This is a genomic window from Ruegeria sp. AA6, assembly GCF_056542865.1.
In genome coordinates this window covers 1-20,007 of record NZ_JBQGAN010000033.1, presented here as the reverse complement: position 1 = coordinate 20,007, position 20,007 = coordinate 1, and the positions used below count along the sequence as shown (strand labels likewise).

The following is a 20,007-nucleotide window of genomic DNA, read 5'->3' as shown; positions in this document are numbered from 1 at the left end:
AGCGTGGAATTTGCGGAAGTGACCGGGACCGTTATCCCGGCCACAGGGGGTCTGGCCGCCTGATCGGCGGTCAGACATCAGCCAAAGGCTTTATGCGCCCGGATTACACTTACCGAGGTCGCCACCGGCAAACATCGGGTGTTCCGGATCGTATTCGACCTGCGCACGCGGTGTGATCTCGACGATCTCAAGCGTGTCATAGGCGTTGGTCGGGTTTTCGTTGCCCCGCACGACCAGCACGTCCTTGAAGCACTGGTGATCGGCACCGCGATACCAGGTCGGACCGTTGCCCAGCCCGTCGAACTCGAAGTCCTCCAGCGCTTCGACAACACCGCATGGGTTGAAAGTACCCGCGCGCTCAACCGCATCGGCATAGAGCAGCACCTGCGCATAGCAAGTCTGGGCCGAGTTGGACGGCGGCTTGCCATACTTCTCACCGAACGATTTAACGAAGGCTTTGGTGCCCTCATCCTGCAGCTGCCAGTTCCAGTTCATCGAACCCAGAACACCTTTGATGTTCTCGCCCGCACCAGCGGCCATCAGTTCGGAATACAGCGGCACGACGATCTTGAAGTCCTTGCCATTGGCCACTTTGTCGAGCAACCCGAACTGGATCGCATTGGTCAGCGAGTTCACCATGTTGCCGCCATAGTGGTTCAGAACCAGCACATCCGCACCCGAGTTCAGAACCGGGGCGATATAGGACGAGAAGTCTGTTGACGCGAGTGGTGTCTTGACCGTGTTGACCGTTTCCCATCCCAAGGCTTCGGTCGAGGCGACGATCGACTCTTCCTGGGTCCAGCCCCAGTTATAGTCGGCCGTCAGGTGGTAAGCGCGGCGTTCCTTGCCCATTTCTGCGGCCAGCACCGGTGCCAGAGCAGCACCCGACATGTAGGCGTTGAAGAAATGGCGGAAGCCGTTGGCCTTCTTGTCTTTGCCGGTCGTGTCATTGGCGTGGGTCAGACCCGCCATGAAGATCACGCCCGCCTCTTGGCACAGCCCCTGAACCGCAACGGCCACGCCCGAGGACGAGCCACCGTTGATCATGATCGCGCCGTCTTTTTCGATCATCGACTTGGCCGAAGCGCGCGCGGCGTCAGACTTGGTCTGCGTATCGCCAGTCACGAACTCGACTTTCTTGCCGAGGATACCATTCCCCTGCAGCGCCTTGGACGTAAAAGTATTTAGGCAGCCGCCGTCGCCTTCGCCGTTCAGATGCTCGACCGCCAGCTGTTGCGCCAGAAGTTCGTCATTGCCCTCTTCGGCGTAAGGCCCAGTCTGCGGAACGTTGAAGCCCAGAGTGACTGACCCACCGGTTGGTTCGTTGGTGAAAGCAGCAGCCGACGAAGCCGTGAAGATCGTAGGCAGGGCTAGGCCAGTACCTGCAACGGCACCGGACTTCAGCACGCCGCGGCGTGTGACAGATTTGTTAGTCATTCATTCCTCCCATTTCCCATTCTTTCGACCTCTGGCTCCTCTTCCAGCGGGCGAAAACGCGGTTTCACGCAAATTCGAGTATGGGGGCGGTTTTGAAAAATCACCAATAACCTATTCAAAATGAAAGAATGTTATGTAAACAAATGCACAAAAATTTGCGATTTATGTAAACAAATGCAATTGCAGCATGCTTAAAACATTAATTCGAATTATTTTTTCTGAAATATTGGCGCCGCAGCAATTTTAAAGCGCAAGTGCGCCGCAATTCACCAACTCAACGCCAAGTATCAGCCTGGGTGTTCAGCCTCCGGCGAACCGAACCCTAAACTGTGACACCCTGCAAGACCTGATCGCGAGAAAGCTCGGTTTTCAGGCCAGACATCAGGATTTCGCCGCGTCGTAAAACGACGAAGCGATCAGCAAGGTCATAGGCGAAATCGAAATACTGCTCGACCAGAACGATAGCCATGTCACCTCTGGATCGCAGGTGCTGAATGACCTCTCCGATCTGCTGAATGATGTTGGGTTGAATGCCTTCGGTCGGCTCGTCCAACAGCAAGAGGTTGGGCTTGGTGATCAGCGCCCGCGCGATTGCCAACTGCTGTTGCTGCCCGCCCGACAGGTCGCCGCCCCGCCGGTTTTGCATTTTCTTGAGCACCGGGAACAGCTCGAAAATCTCGTCCGGGATGACATGGTCACTGGCGGGCAAACAGGCAAAGCCGGTCTCCAGATTTTCGCGCACTGTGAGCAATGGGAAGATTTCACGCCCCTGCGGCACGCAAGCCACTCCTTTCCACGCCATCTTGTGCGCGGGCAGGATGCCCAGTTCCTCGCCGTTCAGTTCCACCTCGCCACCAGAGCGGGGATGCGTGCCCGAGATCGCTTTGATCAGGCTGGTCTTGCCCACACCATTGGTGCCCATCACGCAGGTTACCTCGCCCAGCGCGGCCTGCATCGAGATACCATAGAGGATTTGCGAATGCCCGTAGTGCAGGGTCAGATCGGTCAGTTTCAACATCACTCAGCGCCCCAGATAGACGTCGATGACGTCCTGATTTGATGTGACATGGTCCAGGCTGCCCTCGGCCAGAACCGAGCCTTCATGCAGCACCGTGACCTTGCAGTTCAGACGGCGGACGAACTCCATGTCGTGTTCGACCACGACCACCGCACGCGTTTTGGCCGCCTGCACCAGAAGATCGGTTGTGTGCTCACGCTCCTGCGGGGTCATACCTGCCGCAGGCTCATCGACCAACAACAAGCGCGGTTCCTGCGCCAGCAACATTCCGATCTCCAACCATTGCTTTTGCCCGTGGCTCAACTCGCCGGACTTGCGGGTCAACTCGTCCTTCAGGCCGATCTCGGCGGCCAGTTCTTCAACCTTTTCGAGATCCGCCGTGGAGGGACGATAGAACAGCACACCCAACCAACCGCGCTTGTTCTTCAGCGCCATCAACAGGTTTTCCTGCACGGTCTGGTCCTCGAACACAGTGGGTTTCTGGAACTTTCGTCCGATGCCCGCCTGCGCGATCTTGGCCTCGCTCATCCGCAGCAGCGAGACGGATTTCTCGCCCCAGATCACCCGCCCCTCATCCGGTCGGGTCTTGCCGGTGACAATATCCATAAATGTCGTCTTGCCCGCTCCGTTCGGCCCGATCACGGCACGCAATTCCGCATTGCCGATCTGGAAGGACAGATTATTGATAGCGCGGAAACCATCAAAAGTGACCGAGACGCCACTGACTTCTAACAGAGTGCTCATTGGCTGGCCTCCTTCTCACGCAGGGCGCCGTCGTCAGGGCCCAAGTTTGCGCCGTGTCGGTCGGGGTGGCGGCGGTTGCTCCACAGATCGAACAGCCCTCCGATGCCCTGCGGGGCGAACAAAGTGACCAGCACAAAGGACACGCCCAGCAGTACCTGCCACCAGTCGACCCATTTGATCGTGTAGAAACCCAGCGGGATGTCTGGGGCCTGCCCGCCGGTAAACCAGGTGCTAAGCAGGCTGACGAAGGCCGCGCCCATGACGGCCCCATACAGACGCCCGCGCCCACCGATGGCAACCCAGACGGCCAGATAGATCGAGGCGATGGGGGCCATTTCCTCGGGGTTGATGATGCCCGCCTGCGGGTAATACAGCGCGCCCGCGATGGCAGCGATGCAGGCGGTCAGGGTGAATACGGCTAGCTTGTAGACCTCGACCGAGTAGCCAAGGAACCGCACTCGTGCCTCGTTGTCGCGGATACCCCGAATGACCGAGCCGAACTTGCCCGATACGATCCACGCGGCCGTCATGTAGCCCAGCCCCAAAGCCAGCGCCGAAGCCCAGAGGAACCAGATCGACACCACATCCTGAGAAGCCGTCACCCCTGGCAGGTTCTGCAAGCCGGACAGGCCGTTATTGCCACGCAAGCCGCTGTCGTTCTGGAACAGGTACAGCGCCAGCGCCAGCGTCATAGCTTGGGTCAGGATCGACAGGTAAACGCCGGTCACTCGGCTGCGGAAGGCCAACCAGCCGAAGATCAGCGCCAACAGGCCGGGAACCAGCACGACCAACACCAGTTGTAAGGTCAAGCTGTGGGAAAACGCCCAAATCAGCGGAAACTCTGACGATCCGACGACGCCAAAGATCTGCGTCCCGATGGCGTCCACCACCTCGGCAGAGGTTGGCGGGATTTCGGTTTGCGACAGCGACTCGATCACGATCAGGCGGGTCCGCTCATACATCAGCCACATGCCAATCATGTAGCCGCCCAGCCCGAAGAACGCGAAATGGCCCAGTGACAGGATGCCGGTGAAGCCCCAGACCAGATCCATCGCCACGGCGATCAGGCACAGGCACAGGGTCTTGCCCAGCGTTTTGACGAAACTGGTTGAGATCACGCCGATGCCGAACCCTTCGGACAGGACGGTCACAGCGATGGTGAACAGCGACAGGATGGCTAAGAATACCAACACCGAGGGGTTCTTGGCGACAAAACTGCGGTCCATGTCTCAATCCCCCGCCGCGCGGCCGCGCAGGGCGATGATGCCCCTTGGCCGGAACTGGATGAAAATGATGATGAAGATGATCATGTAGGTCTGCGCGGCAAGGGTATTCGAGGGGTTCATCCACTCGATCCCTTTTTGCAGGAAGCCGATCATGCCTGCCCCCGCAAGGGCGCCCCAGATATTGCCGACACCGCCGACAACCACAGTCATGAAGCTTTGCACGATGTAGTCGCTGCCCAGATCGGAGGTGACCTTGGCAAACAGGCCAATGGCGACCCCAGCAATCCCGGCGATGCCAGAGCCCAACCCAAAGGTCAGCATATTCACCCGCCCCGGATTGATGCCCATCGAGCCTGCCATGCGCGGGTTCTGCGTGACCGCACGCATCTCAAGCCCCAGCCGTGTGCGTTTCATGATGTAGAGGAACAGCCCCAGAAAGATCATCGCCAACACAAATATCGCAATGCGGATATAACTGATCGAAACCACGTCGTTCAGCACCCACGCCCCGTCCAGCCAGCCCGGAGCGGTCAGCGGGCGGGCCTGCGTGCCGAAGATGTTCTTGGCGAGCTGTTGCAGGGCAATCGAGATACCAAAAGTCGCAAGCAGTGTCTCCAACGGGCGGGCGTAAAGCCAGCGGATTACCAGCCGCTCCATCGCGACGCCCATGGCGAAGGTGACAGCAAAGGCCATCGGGATGGCGACGATGATCGAGAGCGTATGGTCAGGAATGAACTGCTGCACCACGTAGCCGGTGTAGGCACCCATCATGATGAACTCGCCATGGGCCATGTTGATCACGCCCATCACGCCGAAGGTAATGGCGAGGCCGATAGCGGCCAGAAAATAGATCGACGCCAGCGAGATCGCGTCCAGCGTCAAGTCGAGCGTCTGGTTCACGCCGACCTTCAGTTCGATTTTCTCCAGCGCCCTTTCAGCGGCGGCGGTCACTTCGGGCGACGGTTCGGCGTAGGTTTCAAAGAACACATGCGCGCCCAGAGCGGTCTCGATATCAGCCTGCGTGATCAGGGCCGGAACCACTCCGCCCTCAGCCAGCGCGGCATAGGCCTGCGCGCGGGCGACGTCGGTGTTCAGTTGCGCAACCGGGATATCTCCGACGCGGCCACCGTCGATATTGTCTGCCAGAGCAGCGCGGATTTCGTCCGTTGATACACGCGGCGCGGCCAGATCACTGGCAACCAGCAAGTCGTAAGCGTCGCCCTCGGACAGGACGTCCGAACCGGGTTCGAGCAGCAAGGCCACGTTGACGTTTGCGGGAACTTCCTCGGCAGCCTGTCGTTTGGTGACAAGTAGCGGATTCAGCGCGGCGCGCACGTCGACACCCAGATCGCCGGACATCTCTTCGATCGCAGCCACGCGGGCGGCTGTGTCTGCGTCATACCCAATGGTCAGCAACCGTTCGAGCCGCTGTTTCTGCGCCTTGAGGTCGACGTCGGGTTCGTCCGGGATTGAGGCGCGCAGAGGGGCCAGCAAAGCGCCCTCGGGATCGCGCTGAATGGATAACAGGGCTGCGGCCCGCTTGGCCCGGCTGGGATCGGTCAGTTGGAACTGCACCAGCGCCGTGGCGATCATCGCGCGGACGCCGCTGTTGGGTTTCAACTGTTTCAGCTCGGATTTCTCGAAGGTGCCAACCACTTCCCCGGTGTCGAAATCGGTCAGGACATAGGCGCCGTCGGTCTTTTCACCCGCAAAGAACAGACCGTCCGACTTGCGCATCCACATGTCTTTGGCGGCCCATGTCTCAAGCATCACCTGCGCCTGCGGCAAGCCGCTGGCAGCAACCGCATCAATCGCAGGTTTAATGGTTTTACGAGAGCTTTTGGCGATGCTTGCCTGATGCTCTTGCAGGATCGGCTGCAGGCCAGCCTCTTGCGCATTGGCGGTCAGGCAGGCGCAAAGGATTGCGAGGCCCGCAAGGAAAAGTCGTAACATGTGGTGGAACCCGAAAGTCTTTGAGGCAAGGCGGACGATGAAACCCGCCTTGCAAGAGGATTAGTAGTTCGACAGGGTCTGAACGCAGGTCTCGGTCTCGGTGTTGTACATACCGCAACCCAGATCTTTCCAATCCGATTTCAGAACCGCCGATTCCGGCAGGAAGTCAGTCCAGGCGTCGCCCGGCACAACGTCGGTTTCGCTGATGATGTCGAACTGACCGTCTTCCTGAATTTCACCGATCAGAACCGGCTTGGCCAAGTGGTGGTTCGGCAGCATCACGGCTGTGCCGCCGGTCAAGTTCGGGAATTCCTGTCCGTACATGGCGTCGCGCACGGCATCGACTTCGGTCGAACCGGCCTCGGTCGCGGCGTTCACCCACATGTTGAACCCGATGTAATGCGCTTCCATCGGATCGTTGGTCACGCGCTCGTCGCCCATGGTAGCTTTCCACGTCTCAACGAACTCGGCGTTGACGTCCGTGTCGGCTGACTGGAAATAGTTCCAAGCCGCCAGATGGCCGACAAGGTTGGCGGTATCCAGACCCGAAAGCTCTTCTTCACCGACCGAGAAGGCCACGACCGGGATGTCGTCCGCCGAAACGCCAGCCGCCGCCAGTTCCTTGTAGAAGCCGATGTTGGCGTCGCCGTTGATGGTCGAGATCACGCCGACCTTCTTACCGTCGGCTCCCAAGGCAACCACGTCGGCCACGATCTTGGACCAGTCCGAGTGACCAAACGGCGTGTAGTTCACAAAGATATCGTCATCCGCGATACCCTTCTGCTTCAGATAACTTTCCAGAATGTTGTTGGTGGTCCTGGGGTAGACATAGTCCGTGCCGAGCAGTGCGAATTTCTCGACCCCCAGTTCCTCCAGGAAATAATCCGTTGCAGGGATCGCCTGCTGGTTCGGTGCAGCACCCGTGTAGAATACGTTTTTCGAGCTTTCTTCGCCCTCATACTGCACCGGATAGAACAGCAGGCCGTTCAGCTCTTCGATCACCGGCAGAACCGATTTACGGCTGACCGAGGTCCAGTTGCCAAAGATTACGTCCACCTCATGCACGGTCAGCAGTTCGCGTGCTTTTTCGGCAAACAGAGGCCAGTCGGAAGCAGGATCGACCACAACGGCCTCAAGCTGTTTGCCCAACAGGCCGCCCTTGGCGTTTTGTTGGTCGATCAGCATCAACATGGTGTCTTTCAGCGTGGTTTCCGAGATTGCCATGGTGCCCGACAGCGAGTGCAGCACACCAACCTTGATCGTATCTTCCGCCGACAGTGCCGCCGTTGCCATGGCGGCGAAAACCGCTGAACCGGCGAGGGTGGATTTAAGAAATGACATGTAAGCCTCCTGGCGGGGCCGGGAGAGAGGGCTTGCGCAAAGGCGCACTCTTCTTCTACCTGATCCCCGCAACTGTTGTTGCGTTCCGTGTGGCGGTTGTGTCCGAGGTCCAATTCGCGCAGCCGTCACACACCCCCGGGTCGTCTCCTCGGCGGGCACCCATACGGTTTCTGCATTGCGGCAAACTTGGCAAACTGGCTGACATATCAATAAGTGCATTTGGCTGCATCTGCTTAATTTTTGAACACATGTTTCAGCTTGTGTTCAAAAATTAACCATCCGCATTGGAAAAACGACCAAATGCGGCATCGCAGAATAGAGTTCCGACGTCCAACCGGTGAAACAAGAGGCACAAGTCTTAATTTCACAGGTGTGCCATCACCCATATCGCCCCCATATTGCCCAAGCAGTGCGCAACGCCGCCACGAGCCCAAGGCACGATTCGCCTGAGCGCCAAGCAATTGGGCGATAGGTCGGTTTTGGATGCGTTTCGCCAATCGGGGTCGTTCAAATGCCTATTCCCCCGCAGCGACGACATCGGGCTGGATGCGGTGCTGCTGAACACGGCAGGCGGAATCACGGGCGGGGATTCATTCCGGTTCACCGGACACGCCGCTGCAGGCACCAACCTGACCCTGACCACGCAAGCCTGCGAGCGCACCTACAAAGCGCAGCCGGGACCGTATGGCCAAGTCTCCAACCAGCTAAGCGTTGAGGCTGGCGCCCGCCTGAACTGGCTGCCACAGGAAACCATCCTGTTCAACGGCAGCGCTCTGGACCGCCGCTTGCAGATTGATCTGGCACCCGACGCAACCGCTCTGATGGTGGAACCGCTGGTTTTCGGTCGCACCGCTATGGGAGAGACGCTGACCGATATTCGCCTACGCGACCGGATCGAAATCCGGCGTGAAGGCGTTCCTGTCTTTCTGGATTCCACGCGGTTTGCCGGAGACCTGAACACCCATTTTGCCAAGCCTCATATCGCGAGCGGTGCCGGTGCGATGGCGCTGATCGTCTTTGCCTCAGCGACAGCCGAGGGTCAGCTGGACGCGATCCGCCGGATGTTGCCTGACACAGCGGGCGCCAGCCTGATTCAGGATGACCTTCTGGTGATCCGGGTGCTGGCCGAGAGCAGTTTTGCTTTGCGCCGCTCGCTCATGCCGATCTTGCGGCACCTGAACAACGACACGCTTCCCCGATGCTGGATGATCTAACATGAACCTGACCCCTCGCGAAAAAGACAAACTGATGGTCGCCATGGCTGCCGAGGTCGCCCGCAAAAGGCTGGCCCGCGGTGTCAAGCTGAACCACCCCGAGGCCATCGCCCTGATCACCGATGCCGTGGTCGAAGGCGCGCGCGATGGGCGTTCGGTCGCTGACATGATGCAGGCCGGGGCCGAGGTGATTACCCGAGATCAATGCATGGAAGGCGTGCCCGAGATGATCCACGAGGTGCAGGTCGAAGCCACTTTCCCGGACGGCACCAAGCTGGTGACCGTCCACAACCCAATCCGCTAAAAAGGAACCCAGATATGACTCGTATGCTCTTCCCCGCCCTGATCCTCGCCGGCCCCGCCGCAGCACACACTGGTACGCATGCCCATGCTCATGGATCGGACTATGCCACATTGGCCGTTGGTCTGGCCGTTATCGCGCTGGCCGCGCTTGTTGTGATCGCGAAGCTGCCGAAATGATCCCCGGAGAGCTGTTCCCGGCCGAGGGTGAAATCACCCTGAACCCCGATGCCCCGGTGGTAACGCTGATGGTTGCCAATACCGGCGACCGCCCGGTGCAGGTCGGCTCGCACTACCACTTTGCCGAAACCAACCCGGCGCTGGATTTCGACCGCACCGCCGCTCATGGGTTGCGTCTGGACATCGCGCCGGGCACTGCCGTGCGGTTCGAGCCGGGGCAAGAGCGTGAAGTCGCGCTGATCCCTATCGGCGGGGCGCGCAAGGTCTATGGGTTCAATCAAAAGGTCATGGGGGCGCTCTGATGCCGGCAACAATCAAACGCTCGGACTATGCCGCCATGTTCGGCCCCACCACCGGTGACAAATTGCGGCTGGCCGATACCGATCTGATCATCGAGGTCGAGCGTGACCTGACCACCTATGGCGAAGAGGTCAAATTTGGCGGCGGCAAGGTGATCCGCGACGGGATGGGGCAGTCTCAGGCCACCCGCGCCGAAGGGGCCGTGGATACCGTCATCACCAATGCTCTGATCGTGGATCACTTGGGCATCTACAAGGCCGATGTGGGCCTGAAAGACGGCCGCATCAACAATATCGGCAAGGCTGGCAACCCCGATACACAACCCGGCGTCGACATCATCATCGGCCCCGGCACTGAAATTATCGCGGGCGAGGGTCGCATCCTGACGGCAGGTGGGTTCGACAGCCATATCCACTTTATCTGCCCGCAACAGATCGAAGACGCGCTGCATTCCGGCCTGACCACCATGCTGGGCGGCGGTACCGGCCCGGCGCATGGCACGCTGGCCACGACCTGCACCCCCGGCCCCTGGCATATCGGGCGGATGTTGCAGGCTGCCGACGCCTTTCCTATGAACCTGGCTTTCGCCGGCAAGGGCAACGCCTCGCTGCCTGCCGCGCTGGAGGAACAGGTCAAGGCCGGAGCCTGCGCCCTGAAACTGCACGAGGATTGGGGGACAACGCCTGCCGCCATCGACTGTTGCCTTTCGGTGGCGGATGCGATGGACGTGCAGGTGATGATCCACACCGACACGCTGAACGAATCCGGGTTCGTGGAAAACACTGTGGCGGCCATGAAAGGCCGCACGATCCACGCTTTCCACACCGAAGGCGCAGGTGGCGGTCACGCCCCAGACATCATCAAGATTTGCGGCGAGAACCACGTTCTGCCCTCGTCCACAAACCCGACGCGGCCCTTCACCGTGAACACGGTCGAGGAGCATCTCGATATGCTCATGGTCTGCCACCACCTCGACAAATCTATTCCCGAGGATGTGGCCTTTGCCGAAAGCCGCATCCGGCGCGAGACGATCGCGGCCGAGGATATCCTGCACGACATGGGCGCGTTCTCGATCATCGCCTCGGACAGTCAGGCCATGGGCCGGGTCGGAGAGGTGCTGATCCGCACCTGGCAAACCGCTGACAAGATGAAGAAACAACGCGGACGTCTGGCCGAGGAAACCGGCGACAACGACAACCTGCGCGTCCGCCGCTATATCGCGAAATACACGATCAACCCGGCCATTGCCCACGGTCTGAGCCATGAGATCGGCAGCATCGAAGAAGGCAAACGCGCCGATCTGGTGCTGTGGAACCCGGCCTTTTTCGGGGTGAAACCCGAGATGGTTTTGCTGGGCGGCACGATCGCCTGCGCGCAGATGGGAGATCCCAACGCTTCGATCCCAACGCCGCAACCCGTCTATAGCCGCCCGATGTTCGGGGCCTATGGACGGTCGGTCGAACATTCGGCGATCACTTTTGTCTCGGAAGCCGCGCAGGCGGACGGGATCGGTGATACACTGGGGCTGGCGAAACAAACCCTCGCCGTTCAAAACACCCGCAACATCGGCAAAAGCGACCTGCTGCTGAATGACGCAACACCGCAGATCGAGGTCGACCCCGAAACCTATGAGGTCCGTGCAGACGGCGAATTGCTGACCTGCCTGCCCGCCGAAGTCCTGCCGATGGCGCAGCGGTATTTTATGTTCTGATTAAAAATTATGCTGCATTGCAGCACGTGCAAACCCGCCATGACCAAACACCCACTACAAAGTGAGGCCGACATGACAAATTATACACCCCAAGGGAGGACCAACGTTACTCACGCTTACGAGGGTCCAAATGGCACATACTACAACACAGGCTCAGCCCGGATTTTCCGTTCTGCGCGCAATTTCGGCAATCGGGTCATCGGTATTCAGCGCGCTGATCAGAATGTCGGAATCTCAGTCGCACGTTCGTCGAGTTGCGTTCCTGCAATCGCTCAGCGACGAAGAACTGCAGAAGCGCGGCATCAAGCGCAGCCAGATCGTTCAACACGTTTTTGCGGATCGCATCTGGATCTAACCACGACCGCATTTATGGCAGAGGGGGCGCAGGCATGACTGACCTTCTCTGTACTGCGCGCCAGTATTCGGGTCATTCACATGGTGACCCCGCAGATTCTCTGTCACTGACCTATGAGGATCGTTTTCTGCGCCGTAAAGTTCTGACCTGCGAGAGCGGCAAGCAGATACTCGTCGATCTGGCGCAGACAATGTCGCTGGATCACGGCGGTGCGCTGATCCTTGAAGACGGGCGCGAGGTCGAAATTCAGGCGGCACCCGAAGCACTGCTTGAGGTCACCGCCCCAGACCTGACCCGCATCGCGTGGCACATCGGCAATCGCCATACCCCCTGTCAGGTTGAACAGACCCGGCTGCTGATCCAAGTCGATCACGTCATCCGGGACATGCTGCTAAAGATCGGCGCGACGGTACGCGAAGTACGCGAGCCGTTCACGCCCGAAGGCGGCGCCTATGGCCACGGCAGGACCCATGGCCACTCCCACTGACACCGATATCCTGACCCTGACGCAATGGCTGTCGCCCGCTTACCCGGTGGGCGGGTTCGCCTATTCGCACGGGCTGGAATGGGCCATTGAAAGTGGCTCCGTTTCCAACGCGGCAGAGACCGGCGACTGGATTGTCGACGTGATCGAGCACGGCTCGGGTCGCAATGACTGTATCTTTCTTGCAGCCGCCTATCAGGCGGAGACCCAAGAGAGGCTATCCGAAATTGACCAGATTGCACGCTCTTTCTGCGCCTCATCAGAGCGGCTGATGGAAACACGGCAGTTGGGCGAGGCATTTTGCGGCGTCACCTCTGATGTTTGGGCGTTCGAGCTGGGCACCCTGACCTACCCGGTCGCTATTGGCCGCGCTGCCGCAACCCAGGGCTTACCCATTCGTCTGACGGCGCAAATGTTCCTTCAGGCCTTCATGGCCAATCTGGTTGCTTGTGCGACGCGGCTTGTCCCATTGGGCCAAACCGACGGCCAGCGATTGGTCCACGATCTGACACCTTTGTGTCAGCGCGTGGCGAAAGATGCGATAATGGCAGGGCTGGACGACCTGGGATCGACCGCTTTCCTGCCTGACATCGCGTCGATGAAACACGAAACCCAATATTCAAGGATGTTCCGAACATGAGCAGCATGAACGGCCCTTTGCGCGTGGGCATTGGTGGCCCGGTCGGCGCAGGCAAAACCACCCTGACCGCCGCGTTGTCCGAAGCGTTACGTGACAAGGTATCGGTTGGGGTGATCACCAACGACATCTACACACGCGAGGATGCCGAGGCGCTGATGAGGATGCAAATCTTGCCGCAGGACCGGATCATCGGCGTGGAAACCGGTGGCTGCCCACATACGGCCATCCGCGAAGATGCCTCGATCAACCTTGCCGCCGTGGCCGAGATGCAGGCCCGTCACCCAGATGTTGAAGTCGTGCTGATCGAAAGCGGTGGCGATAACCTGTCAGCCACGTTCAGCCCGGAACTGGCGGACGTTACACTCTACGTGATTGATGTGGCCGCTGGCGAAGAAATCCCACGCAAAGGTGGTCCTGCGATCACTAAGTCGGACGTGCTGATCATCAACAAAACTGATCTTGCGCCCCATGTCGGTGCTTCGCTTGAGGTCATGGAACGTGACGCAGTCCGCATGCGTAATGGCCGCCCCTTCGTGTTCACTTCGCTGCGCAAAAGACAAGGGGTCGACGTTATCGTGGACCTACTGGCGCGGATCGGCGGATTGAAGGTCCAGGACAAAGCGGAGGCGTAGCCACACGCCATGCTCAGGCTGACACCAATTTAGTGCCAATTGGCGCGTCACTGCTGGAAACAACAGAGCGACAGAGGCATCTTTGCCGGGACGAAGGCTGAATTGGCTGCTGAGCGGGGCAACGAGAAGACAGTCGTGTTCTGGCTTGAAACAAGAACGAGGCCGCACCCTTGAAAAGAGAAGCCCGGCTAAGAACCTGAAACCTAATTAGTAAATCCCCGTAAACTCCAAATCAAAACCTCTGGGATTGCGGGAATTTCTGAAGACGTAGCCCGCAGTCGCTTCTCAATGCGTTCTAATTCTTCTTGGTTTAAAAACCATAACTTCAAATCTGACCGGACAGATGAAAATACTTCTGCAGCACTCTGGCTGCGATCATTCTCTCCTTCAATGGATCTGCGAATTGTTCGAGCCATTGATGTGCCTCGGATATTATGGCCTCTGCTGCTTCCGGGTTTTCATTATAGTAGGCAACTTTGTCCTCAAGATCGGTGAAATCGTCCCGCAGCAGGACAAAGTGCTTGTCCGGCTGCAACCGCCCTTCCATGAACCACGTTTCGTAGTGAAGCCTCGGCGACATTACCAACATGTTCGACGCCATACCCCATTTCAGGTTCGTGGCAACTTCATTGCCTTCAAGTGAAATGAAGTACTTGAACTGCTTTTGTTGCCCGTGCGTCAAGGCACCTTTGGGCCGTCGGCCGCTAACCTCTTTGCCGGTGTGGCCTATGTCGAATTCAGGGTGATCATAAAATTTGTCCACTAGAATGCGGCGGGCTTTGGTGCGTGCCGTGCCACGCCAGACGGCTGCCGGTTTTTTGTTACGAAAGGGAACAGGGGCGGGCGTCCAGGAAAAGTGCCTGTTCTTGTTCAGTTTGAGGATCACGGAGTTTGCATTGGTGTCAGAGATCGGCCTCGATTTGACGATCTTCGGTACAGGGGGCACCAGTCTGATGTCACCAAAAAGGTAGTCCAGGTGGCGATCCGCGCCGAAACCTTTCGCGTCCTCAATGAGATCAAGAAAGTAGCGGCCTCGCGCGCTGTCTATGTCTGACACCAGTGGGGCATCCGATGCGTCAAATGGCTCCGTCAATTTATTGTAATACGCGGCGCGATTTTCAATTTCATCGTAATCTGGTCGCGACTTTGCATCGCGCAACAGTTTTTCGGTTTGATGTTTGCACAGAACATAAGGCGTCAGCCAATGAGAGATGCCGCGCGCATAGTAGGTGAGGCGATCCGCATGGCGCGACTACTCCAACAAGTAATTGACCTTGCGCCGATGCTTCATCTGTTTTCCGATTGATTGAGTTTTATTTGCCTCAATTACCGTTGCGGAGGAAGTCGGTCAATTGCAGGAATGCCTGGAAGGCTGTTCAGGTTTTGCCTCTGTTGGCCAGACCAATAACCAAGGGCTGGCTCTCAGAAAACCCCGACGGCATAGTTTTTCTCCAAGGGCCTAGGCAACCCAACTCGGCCTAGCTCAACTGCACCCGTGGACCCGAACAGGAGCCTTGGCGGCAGTTTGAAACAGTGGTCGGCAATGACCTTCCTCAGCGCTTCCCAGGCGGTGTACACAACGAAATGACCCGGACCAATCGTGCAGTGAAGATGCCGCGCCTGAATACTCAATCTTGCAATTGCTGATATCACTGGCTGCGATTTTGTGCGTTCTTGCAAATTGAATTTGTGGTTTTTTGGCGAGACATTCCGGCGCATTGGTCCGCCGCTACGTATAAGAAAACCGAGGATCAGATTGTAAGTGAAGCGAAATAATCCAGAGGTTTTTGTCACGAAACTGCGGCAGTTCGAGCTGCTCGTCGGGCAAGAAATGATGCATGTGGACGCGATCCGTGAGGGTCGCGCTACGGAGCAGACCAGATACCGGTGTTTCTGGCAATATAGCGTGGCGGAAACCAACCGACAGAAAGACCTCATTTACCTGCAGAACGAGAACGAGCGGCTCAATAATGCAGTCTCTGCCATGACGTTGGACAAGCCCATTTTGAATAAAACTGCTCGGGAAAAATTCTGAGCCCCGCCCGCCGATACGCCTGCTTCAAGATGATCAGAAGTGAGACAAAGTAATGGAACGTCGGACTTGTCCAGTACCGGGGCGCGTCGATCAACGCAAAGGTTTCAACCGCGTGGCTGGCTAGACGAAGATCGTCTCATGGCAGGTACGTGTCGGCTGTGTCGAACCACGTAGGCACAGGAAGGGTTAAGCAAAGCACGAATCCTGATCGAACATGGAGGAAACACATCAACACCAAACGACCTCGCAGTATTCAGGGCTACCGCCCACCCGCCCAGAAACCGTCGTCCCGATGAACCAGAGACCAGTCACGCACCAAAAGTCAAACCGGACCAGTCAAATCGGGCAAACCACTTGCCCCAGTCATCTGACCAAAACGATTGGATGTCCGTCACGTCGGTGTTTCCGCCGCTGAGCACGCCGAACTAACCTGCGAACCTGACTGAATATATCGGATGTACGATTGGAGCCTATACTGTTGAAAACCTCATAAACGCATGAGGCCCGAGTTTTAGGCGAACAGGCGATCCGTCGATAATGTCCAAAGCCGATGTCGACGACAGTCGTAGATATGCCCCTGGACCCAGTGTCAGAATTTGACCGAACCCTAAGCTCAAAAATCCTAACGGGCTTCTATAAGCAATTTTAGACTCGAATTTACGCAAAATCGGGGTTTTCAACAGTATCAACCCAAAGCGGACTGTATGACCAAATATCCATTTCACACATCACTCGATCACGTCAGAACCTTTTGCAATCAAAGTTTTCAAGAGACGTGCCTGTCCGATCCGGAAACACGGTTCCATATCTGTTGAAGATAATTATGGCATCCTCGTGCAAGAGGTTCTGCGGCCAAGCTTTCATCTCTTCTGGGGTGCTGCAAATATCAGTGCCTAGACGTTCCCTTTAATATTGTTTGCAAAGCGCGGTCGGGTAAAAATGAAGTTTTCCAGTTCGATATTGCCCAAGCCCACCTTAAAGGGGGGGACAAACGTGTTGGACGTCTCGACCAAGATGAGCGTGTTCTGATCCGACATCGAAGGCAGAGATGCTTGATATTGACCAATATCAGCGTCCGTCAGTTTTTCGGTATACCCGCCGCGAATTGCAGACCAGTTCACTGAAAGGCTGTTTTCGGCCTCATCGTAAACAACGAGCGAAATTCTGATATTCACATCAGCCTTATTTGACACCATCAAACGGAACATTTCTTCCATCGAGTCGATGTAGACGCTGTTGATTTCCCGGGTTTCGCGAGAAATCACGTCACCAATCGTATGGGCCGCCTTGATATTCGAGGCACTCTGCCTGTAGGCCTCGAAATACGTATATCCCGCCAAGATCGCCCAAGCGAGCATCGGGGTAAGCAGAACGGCCTCAAGGGAAATCGAGCCGTCTTCCCGTTCTCGAAAGCGTTTCGGGCGGTGCGTCAAAAATCGCTTGATCATCATACTAGTTAGGCTCCTGCACGAATACGGTTGCCGCGGTCAGTGCATACTGGCCCTCTTCGTTGACCAATGCCTTGCCCATTGCGGATGTCGGAAAAATGGGGTTGATCTTGGCGCAGGCCCGAAGAACCATTAGCTCGTTCTCAAGGCCGTTTTGGAAGGCCCGCACTGGGCGAACCACTTCAGAAAGGTCAGTGCAGTCTGGAACAGCGGGCACTGTGACCGCGCTAAATGGATCCTGCCGGATCATTTCCAGACGCACGTTGGCTTCGCAATCGCTTATAAATCCGGCGCGGCTGCAGATGAGAGCCTTGATTTCGTCATGTTGCGGGCTGATACCGGTGTTGAGTCGAATGTCTCGCACGGTCAGGTCGACGGCACGCTCAAGCTGCGCGTGTTTCAGGGTCACTAACCCAAGCTCCAACCCTGAAAGAACCAAAAACATGATGGCCGGGAAGACGATCGCAAACTCGACGGTTACATTGCCGCCTTCTTGTCGGCGCACCTTGGCCAAAGCTGAAATCAACCTGCGCATCATTGTGTCAACCTCAGCATACGGACGGAGGACGCGATCGAGGTAAAGGCATCCGTAAGCTCAACGGCTGGCGCTTCATAATAATGACTGTCTGAGCTTGCGCAATTTTGCAGCACATCTTGCCCACTCGCCGGGGCATCGACGCTGACACCAAAGACAATCACACCCTCATCCTTGGCAGCCTTGCACACGTGTTTGAGGCGCTGATCCTTGGCGACCGCACTTTTCTTGCTGAACGCCTTACCTTCCCACTGACCATAGGCACTTGGCGACTGGGTGAAGATGTTGTTTTCGATGTGCTCCAGCGACACGAGGTTCAGCAGTTCAACATAGGTCAACTGCACGGCGTTGCCGGGTTCGGCTTCTTCCACGCAAGTCGTTTTATTGCCTTTGCTCGTGCAGCGCGAGTCACCATTACCGTAGGGGTGATCCTGCCAGCTGTTGTCGTGCGGCCACCAATAGTTAGGGTTGCCATTTGACTGGTAGACCGAGAAGCTATCGGATTCCTCATTATACCAGATATCCGACGTGGTGGTGCGCATCGAAGGGTTGAGCATGTGCTGATCAGTATTTTCCCCGTCGGAAACCAGGATCAGAACCTTTAGAACGTTGCTGTTGTAAGGCAGAGGGCGGTTGTCGAATACTCCCGGAACGATACCGTCACCACCATCGGCTACGGGGGTGGCAAGTTTCTCGATGACGGGCTGCGTGCCGGGATCCAGCAGGATTAGGCCCCAATTCGCGCCATTGTCCAGACCCGAGTCCTCGTCCTGTTCTGGATTGGCGAGCTTGGAGAGGCCGTCGACGTAGTTATGAAGTACGGTTTCATTGTTTTGGAATGGCAGGATTGCCGATCCGGGGCGGATTGGGCAGACGGGGTGTTCAACCGTCCCCATATTTGTCTTGGTGATAGAGTCGTATTGAGCCCTTGTCTCGGTGTAAGGGTCGAAATGAGCCGTTTGCTCCAGCACTCTGGTCAGAGAAAGATCAGGTTTGCTGAACTCGTTGTCGATAAAGTTGACACAGTGAGAGTGGTCATGGAACCGGTCGAGATTGTAGTATTTCAGCAAATCCGCGCCAGCGTTCACTTGGCTGGAATATGGGATCAGTGAAAAAGAAATCTCGTTGCTCCACGTTCCGTTTTTTCTTCCAATCTGGCTAATAATGCTTTTCGTCGCATCCTTCAGATCCTGCAGCGGAATCGAAGTCGAGACGTCCGTGACAATTGAAATCTCGGCCATTCCGACGCTTTCCTCGGCAGTGCTTGCTGCAGGGGCGGACAGTGAATCGACACCTGAAAGGTGCATAAATTGGGTCGGGAAATCGTACCTCGCCGTCGCCGACACTTCACGATAACCAACGCCGTTGACCACATTGATGCTGGTCAAATTTTCCAGAAGACCCGCCTTTTCCAGATAGGAACGAACGACGGATTTCGGTTCTTCCTTTTGATCAAGGTCCGCTGCGGCCAGAACCGACCGGTCCAGCGTGTACTGCAGGTGTGCTCGTTCCTTCTCAAAGCGCATGTAATCTATGCCTATGCCCACACAAGCGACGATGGCCAAAAACATAAAGAGGGCGAAAATGGTAAGTGAACCGCTCTCGTCACGGCCAATTTGCCGTGCACCTGTCGGGGGCAGAATATTGAGCATGACGTTCTCCGGTAGAATCCAAGAATGAGCGGATAACGTAGCGCAGAATTTCGTCTTAATTTTGATGCAAAATGGGCGTCTAAATTACCGGAAATGAACTCAATGTTAACTCAAAGTGAACAGTATTGAGTTCGAAAAGGTGGCTTTGGAAAGCGGATGAGCAGAATGCTTCAGACAAAATATCTAATTTACAAGCTATTATGTGTTTTTTGTTTCTGGCGAGAAGACTGAATCCTTTTTGCTCTCAATAAGAGAAAGCACTCATATACCAAGAGACCGAACAGCGCATTGTGTTATCGTCCGCCGGCACCAGAAACCGTTGTCCCGATGGACCAGAGACCAGCCATGAACTAAAAATCAAACCGGACCAGTCAAATCAGGCCAACCGCTCCAACTGGGTCGCTTTCAGTAATTGACACACGATCTGCCGGGGCCAAATGCTACCAACTCACCAACAGGCCGGTTTGACTTTTCGTGAGTAATTTACCTTCCAAAGCCATGGCCAAGATGGCTGGTTTTAATCTGCAAAGCGGACCTTGATATTGAACCATTTCCGAGGGGACTGGCGCTGCACCATGGCAGTGCCACTTGCTTTTTTGGCACGGTCAGACTTCGCCCCATTTGCTTCCACAGTGCTTCCATCGGGTATGGCACAAATAGAAACACCGCCCGAAGGCGGCGTGTAAATCGTTGTTTTCTGACTTAGAAGATTGGTTGCGGGAGCAGGATTTGAACCTGCGACCTTCAGGTTATGAGCCTGACGAGCTACCGGGCTGCTCCATCCCGCGACACTTTTTTGGCC

Annotated in this window: 20 protein-coding genes and 1 tRNA gene; 10 read left to right on the top strand and 11 right to left on the bottom strand. The window is 56.8% G+C overall.

The genetic code is table 11. The features are described 5' to 3' along the window. Positions 1-90: 90 nt before the first annotated feature. The 6 genes from ACR0LN_RS21760 to urtA all read right to left on the bottom strand — a co-directional run bounded on the left by ACR0LN_RS21760 (position 91) and on the right by urtA (position 7,719). Positions 91-1,437 carry a substrate-binding protein gene (locus tag ACR0LN_RS21760; RefSeq protein ID WP_480432685.1) on the bottom strand — a complete coding sequence of 449 codons (1,347 nt, stop codon included), beginning with the start codon at positions 1,435-1,437 and terminating at the stop codon, positions 91-93. A 322-nt stretch (positions 1,438-1,759) separates the two neighbouring features. Continuing rightward, positions 1,760-2,455: an urea ABC transporter ATP-binding subunit UrtE gene (urtE, locus tag ACR0LN_RS21755; protein WP_480432683.1), complete on the bottom strand. Its 696-nt coding sequence runs from the start codon at positions 2,453-2,455 to the stop codon at positions 1,760-1,762. 3 nt (positions 2,456-2,458) lie between these two features. Continuing rightward, the gene (gene urtD / locus ACR0LN_RS21750; protein WP_480432681.1) at positions 2,459-3,199 is read right to left on the bottom strand and encodes an urea ABC transporter ATP-binding protein UrtD; all 741 of its coding nucleotides are present in this window, start codon (positions 3,197-3,199) and stop codon (positions 2,459-2,461) included. Continuing rightward, positions 3,196-4,425, bottom strand: coding sequence for an urea ABC transporter permease subunit UrtC (gene urtC, locus ACR0LN_RS21745; protein WP_480432679.1), 1,230 nt, complete (start codon positions 4,423-4,425; stop codon positions 3,196-3,198). The genes urtD and urtC overlap by 4 nt, the downstream gene beginning before the upstream one ends. 3 nt (positions 4,426-4,428) lie before the next feature. Then, complete coding sequence (urtB, locus tag ACR0LN_RS21740; protein WP_480432678.1) at positions 4,429-6,378, bottom strand: urea ABC transporter permease subunit UrtB; 1,950 nt, start codon at positions 6,376-6,378, stop codon at positions 4,429-4,431. 60 nt (positions 6,379-6,438) lie between these two features. Next, complete coding sequence (urtA, locus tag ACR0LN_RS21735; RefSeq protein WP_480432677.1) at positions 6,439-7,719, bottom strand: urea ABC transporter substrate-binding protein; 1,281 nt, start codon at positions 7,717-7,719, stop codon at positions 6,439-6,441. Positions 7,720-8,180: 461 nt separating this feature from the next. On the opposite strand from urtA, the gene ACR0LN_RS21730 reads away from it, so the two are divergent. From ACR0LN_RS21730 to ureG, 9 genes are all read left to right on the top strand, one after another. Then, positions 8,181-8,933 (top strand): urease accessory protein UreD, encoded by a 753-nt coding sequence (locus ACR0LN_RS21730; RefSeq protein ID WP_480432676.1) that lies wholly within the window; start codon positions 8,181-8,183, stop codon positions 8,931-8,933. 1 nt (position 8,934) lies between these two features. Next, on the top strand, positions 8,935-9,237 hold the full coding sequence (locus tag ACR0LN_RS21725; protein WP_170461583.1) for an urease subunit gamma: 303 nt from the start codon (positions 8,935-8,937) through the stop codon (positions 9,235-9,237). 14 nt (positions 9,238-9,251) lie between these two features. Then, positions 9,252-9,413 carry a hypothetical protein gene (locus ACR0LN_RS21720; protein WP_480432674.1) on the top strand — a complete coding sequence of 54 codons (162 nt, stop codon included), beginning with the start codon at positions 9,252-9,254 and terminating at the stop codon, positions 9,411-9,413. Continuing rightward, positions 9,410-9,715, top strand: a complete 306-nt coding sequence (locus tag ACR0LN_RS21715; RefSeq protein ID WP_480432673.1) for an urease subunit beta — start codon at positions 9,410-9,412, stop codon at positions 9,713-9,715. Before ACR0LN_RS21720 ends, ACR0LN_RS21715 begins: the two co-directional genes overlap by 4 nt. Continuing rightward, positions 9,715-11,424 (top strand): urease subunit alpha, encoded by a 1,710-nt coding sequence (gene ureC, locus ACR0LN_RS21710; RefSeq protein WP_480432671.1) that lies wholly within the window; start codon positions 9,715-9,717, stop codon positions 11,422-11,424. Before ACR0LN_RS21715 ends, ureC begins: the two co-directional genes overlap by 1 nt. Positions 11,425-11,554: 130 nt before the next feature. Beyond that, the gene (locus tag ACR0LN_RS21705; RefSeq protein ID WP_480432669.1) at positions 11,555-11,779 is read left to right on the top strand and encodes a DUF1127 domain-containing protein; all 225 of its coding nucleotides are present in this window, start codon (positions 11,555-11,557) and stop codon (positions 11,777-11,779) included. A gap of 34 nt (positions 11,780-11,813) precedes the next feature. After that, complete coding sequence (locus ACR0LN_RS21700) at positions 11,814-12,266, top strand: urease accessory protein UreE (protein WP_480432668.1); 453 nt, start codon at positions 11,814-11,816, stop codon at positions 12,264-12,266. Continuing rightward, positions 12,250-12,903: an urease accessory protein UreF gene (locus tag ACR0LN_RS21695; RefSeq protein WP_480432666.1), complete on the top strand. Its 654-nt coding sequence runs from the start codon at positions 12,250-12,252 to the stop codon at positions 12,901-12,903. The genes ACR0LN_RS21700 and ACR0LN_RS21695 overlap by 17 nt, the downstream gene beginning before the upstream one ends. Then, positions 12,900-13,535: an urease accessory protein UreG gene (gene ureG / locus ACR0LN_RS21690; protein ID WP_480432665.1), complete on the top strand. Its 636-nt coding sequence runs from the start codon at positions 12,900-12,902 to the stop codon at positions 13,533-13,535. Before ACR0LN_RS21695 ends, ureG begins: the two co-directional genes overlap by 4 nt. Positions 13,536-13,860: 325 nt before the next feature. Here the strand turns inward: ureG and ACR0LN_RS21685 are convergent, their stop codons facing one another. Continuing rightward, a complete protein-coding gene (locus tag ACR0LN_RS21685) occupies positions 13,861-14,592 on the bottom strand; it encodes a glycosyl transferase family 90 (protein WP_480432664.1) in 732 nt (243 codons plus the stop codon). A gap of 705 nt (positions 14,593-15,297) precedes the next feature. Here ACR0LN_RS21685 and ACR0LN_RS21680 point away from each other — a divergent pair. Then, positions 15,298-15,570 carry a hypothetical protein gene (locus ACR0LN_RS21680; protein WP_480432663.1) on the top strand — a complete coding sequence of 91 codons (273 nt, stop codon included), beginning with the start codon at positions 15,298-15,300 and terminating at the stop codon, positions 15,568-15,570. Between the two features lie 893 nt (positions 15,571-16,463). Here ACR0LN_RS21680 and ACR0LN_RS21675 read toward each other — a convergent pair. The 4 genes from ACR0LN_RS21675 to ACR0LN_RS21660 form a co-directional block, all read right to left on the bottom strand. Beyond that, entirely contained in the window at positions 16,464-17,021 is a 558-nt protein-coding gene (locus ACR0LN_RS21675; protein WP_480432661.1) for a TadE/TadG family type IV pilus assembly protein, read from the bottom strand. A gap of 1 nt (position 17,022) precedes the next feature. Further along, the gene (locus ACR0LN_RS21670; protein WP_480432660.1) at positions 17,023-17,556 is read right to left on the bottom strand and encodes a TadE/TadG family type IV pilus assembly protein; all 534 of its coding nucleotides are present in this window, start codon (positions 17,554-17,556) and stop codon (positions 17,023-17,025) included. Further along, positions 17,553-19,205 carry a TadE/TadG family type IV pilus assembly protein gene (locus ACR0LN_RS21665; protein ID WP_480432659.1) on the bottom strand — a complete coding sequence of 551 codons (1,653 nt, stop codon included), beginning with the start codon at positions 19,203-19,205 and terminating at the stop codon, positions 17,553-17,555. Before ACR0LN_RS21665 ends, ACR0LN_RS21670 begins: the two co-directional genes overlap by 4 nt. A gap of 711 nt (positions 19,206-19,916) precedes the next feature. Beyond that, positions 19,917-19,993: transfer RNA gene (locus ACR0LN_RS21660), tRNA-Met, on the bottom strand. Positions 19,994-20,007: the final 14 nt, after the last annotated feature.

Coding starts and splice junctions, on each gene's coding strand:
- ACR0LN_RS21760 (WP_480432685.1), bottom strand. CDS start 1,437: ATGACTAACAAATCTGTCACACGCCGCGGCGTGCTGAAGTCCGGTGCC.
- ACR0LN_RS21725 (WP_170461583.1), top strand. CDS start 8,935: ATGAACCTGACCCCTCGCGAAAAAGACAAACTGATGGTCGCCATGGCT.
- ACR0LN_RS21670 (WP_480432660.1), bottom strand. CDS start 17,556: ATGATGCGCAGGTTGATTTCAGCTTTGGCCAAGGTGCGCCGACAAGAA.
- urtC (WP_480432679.1), bottom strand. CDS start 4,425: ATGGACCGCAGTTTTGTCGCCAAGAACCCCTCGGTGTTGGTATTCTTA.
- ACR0LN_RS21700 (WP_480432668.1), top strand. CDS start 11,814: ATGACTGACCTTCTCTGTACTGCGCGCCAGTATTCGGGTCATTCACAT.
- ACR0LN_RS21665 (WP_480432659.1), bottom strand. CDS start 19,205: ATGCTCAATATTCTGCCCCCGACAGGTGCACGGCAAATTGGCCGTGAC.
- ACR0LN_RS21675 (WP_480432661.1), bottom strand. CDS start 17,021: ATGATGATCAAGCGATTTTTGACGCACCGCCCGAAACGCTTTCGAGAA.
- urtD (WP_480432681.1), bottom strand. CDS start 3,199: ATGAGCACTCTGTTAGAAGTCAGTGGCGTCTCGGTCACTTTTGATGGT.
- ACR0LN_RS21705 (WP_480432669.1), top strand. CDS start 11,555: ATGGCACATACTACAACACAGGCTCAGCCCGGATTTTCCGTTCTGCGC.
- urtA (WP_480432677.1), bottom strand. CDS start 7,719: ATGTCATTTCTTAAATCCACCCTCGCCGGTTCAGCGGTTTTCGCCGCC.
- urtE (WP_480432683.1), bottom strand. CDS start 2,455: ATGTTGAAACTGACCGATCTGACCCTGCACTACGGGCATTCGCAAATC.
- ureC (WP_480432671.1), top strand. CDS start 9,715: ATGCCGGCAACAATCAAACGCTCGGACTATGCCGCCATGTTCGGCCCC.
- urtB (WP_480432678.1), bottom strand. CDS start 6,378: ATGTTACGACTTTTCCTTGCGGGCCTCGCAATCCTTTGCGCCTGCCTG.
- ACR0LN_RS21695 (WP_480432666.1), top strand. CDS start 12,250: ATGGCCACTCCCACTGACACCGATATCCTGACCCTGACGCAATGGCTG.
- ACR0LN_RS21720 (WP_480432674.1), top strand. CDS start 9,252: ATGACTCGTATGCTCTTCCCCGCCCTGATCCTCGCCGGCCCCGCCGCA.
- ACR0LN_RS21715 (WP_480432673.1), top strand. CDS start 9,410: ATGATCCCCGGAGAGCTGTTCCCGGCCGAGGGTGAAATCACCCTGAAC.
- ureG (WP_480432665.1), top strand. CDS start 12,900: ATGAGCAGCATGAACGGCCCTTTGCGCGTGGGCATTGGTGGCCCGGTC.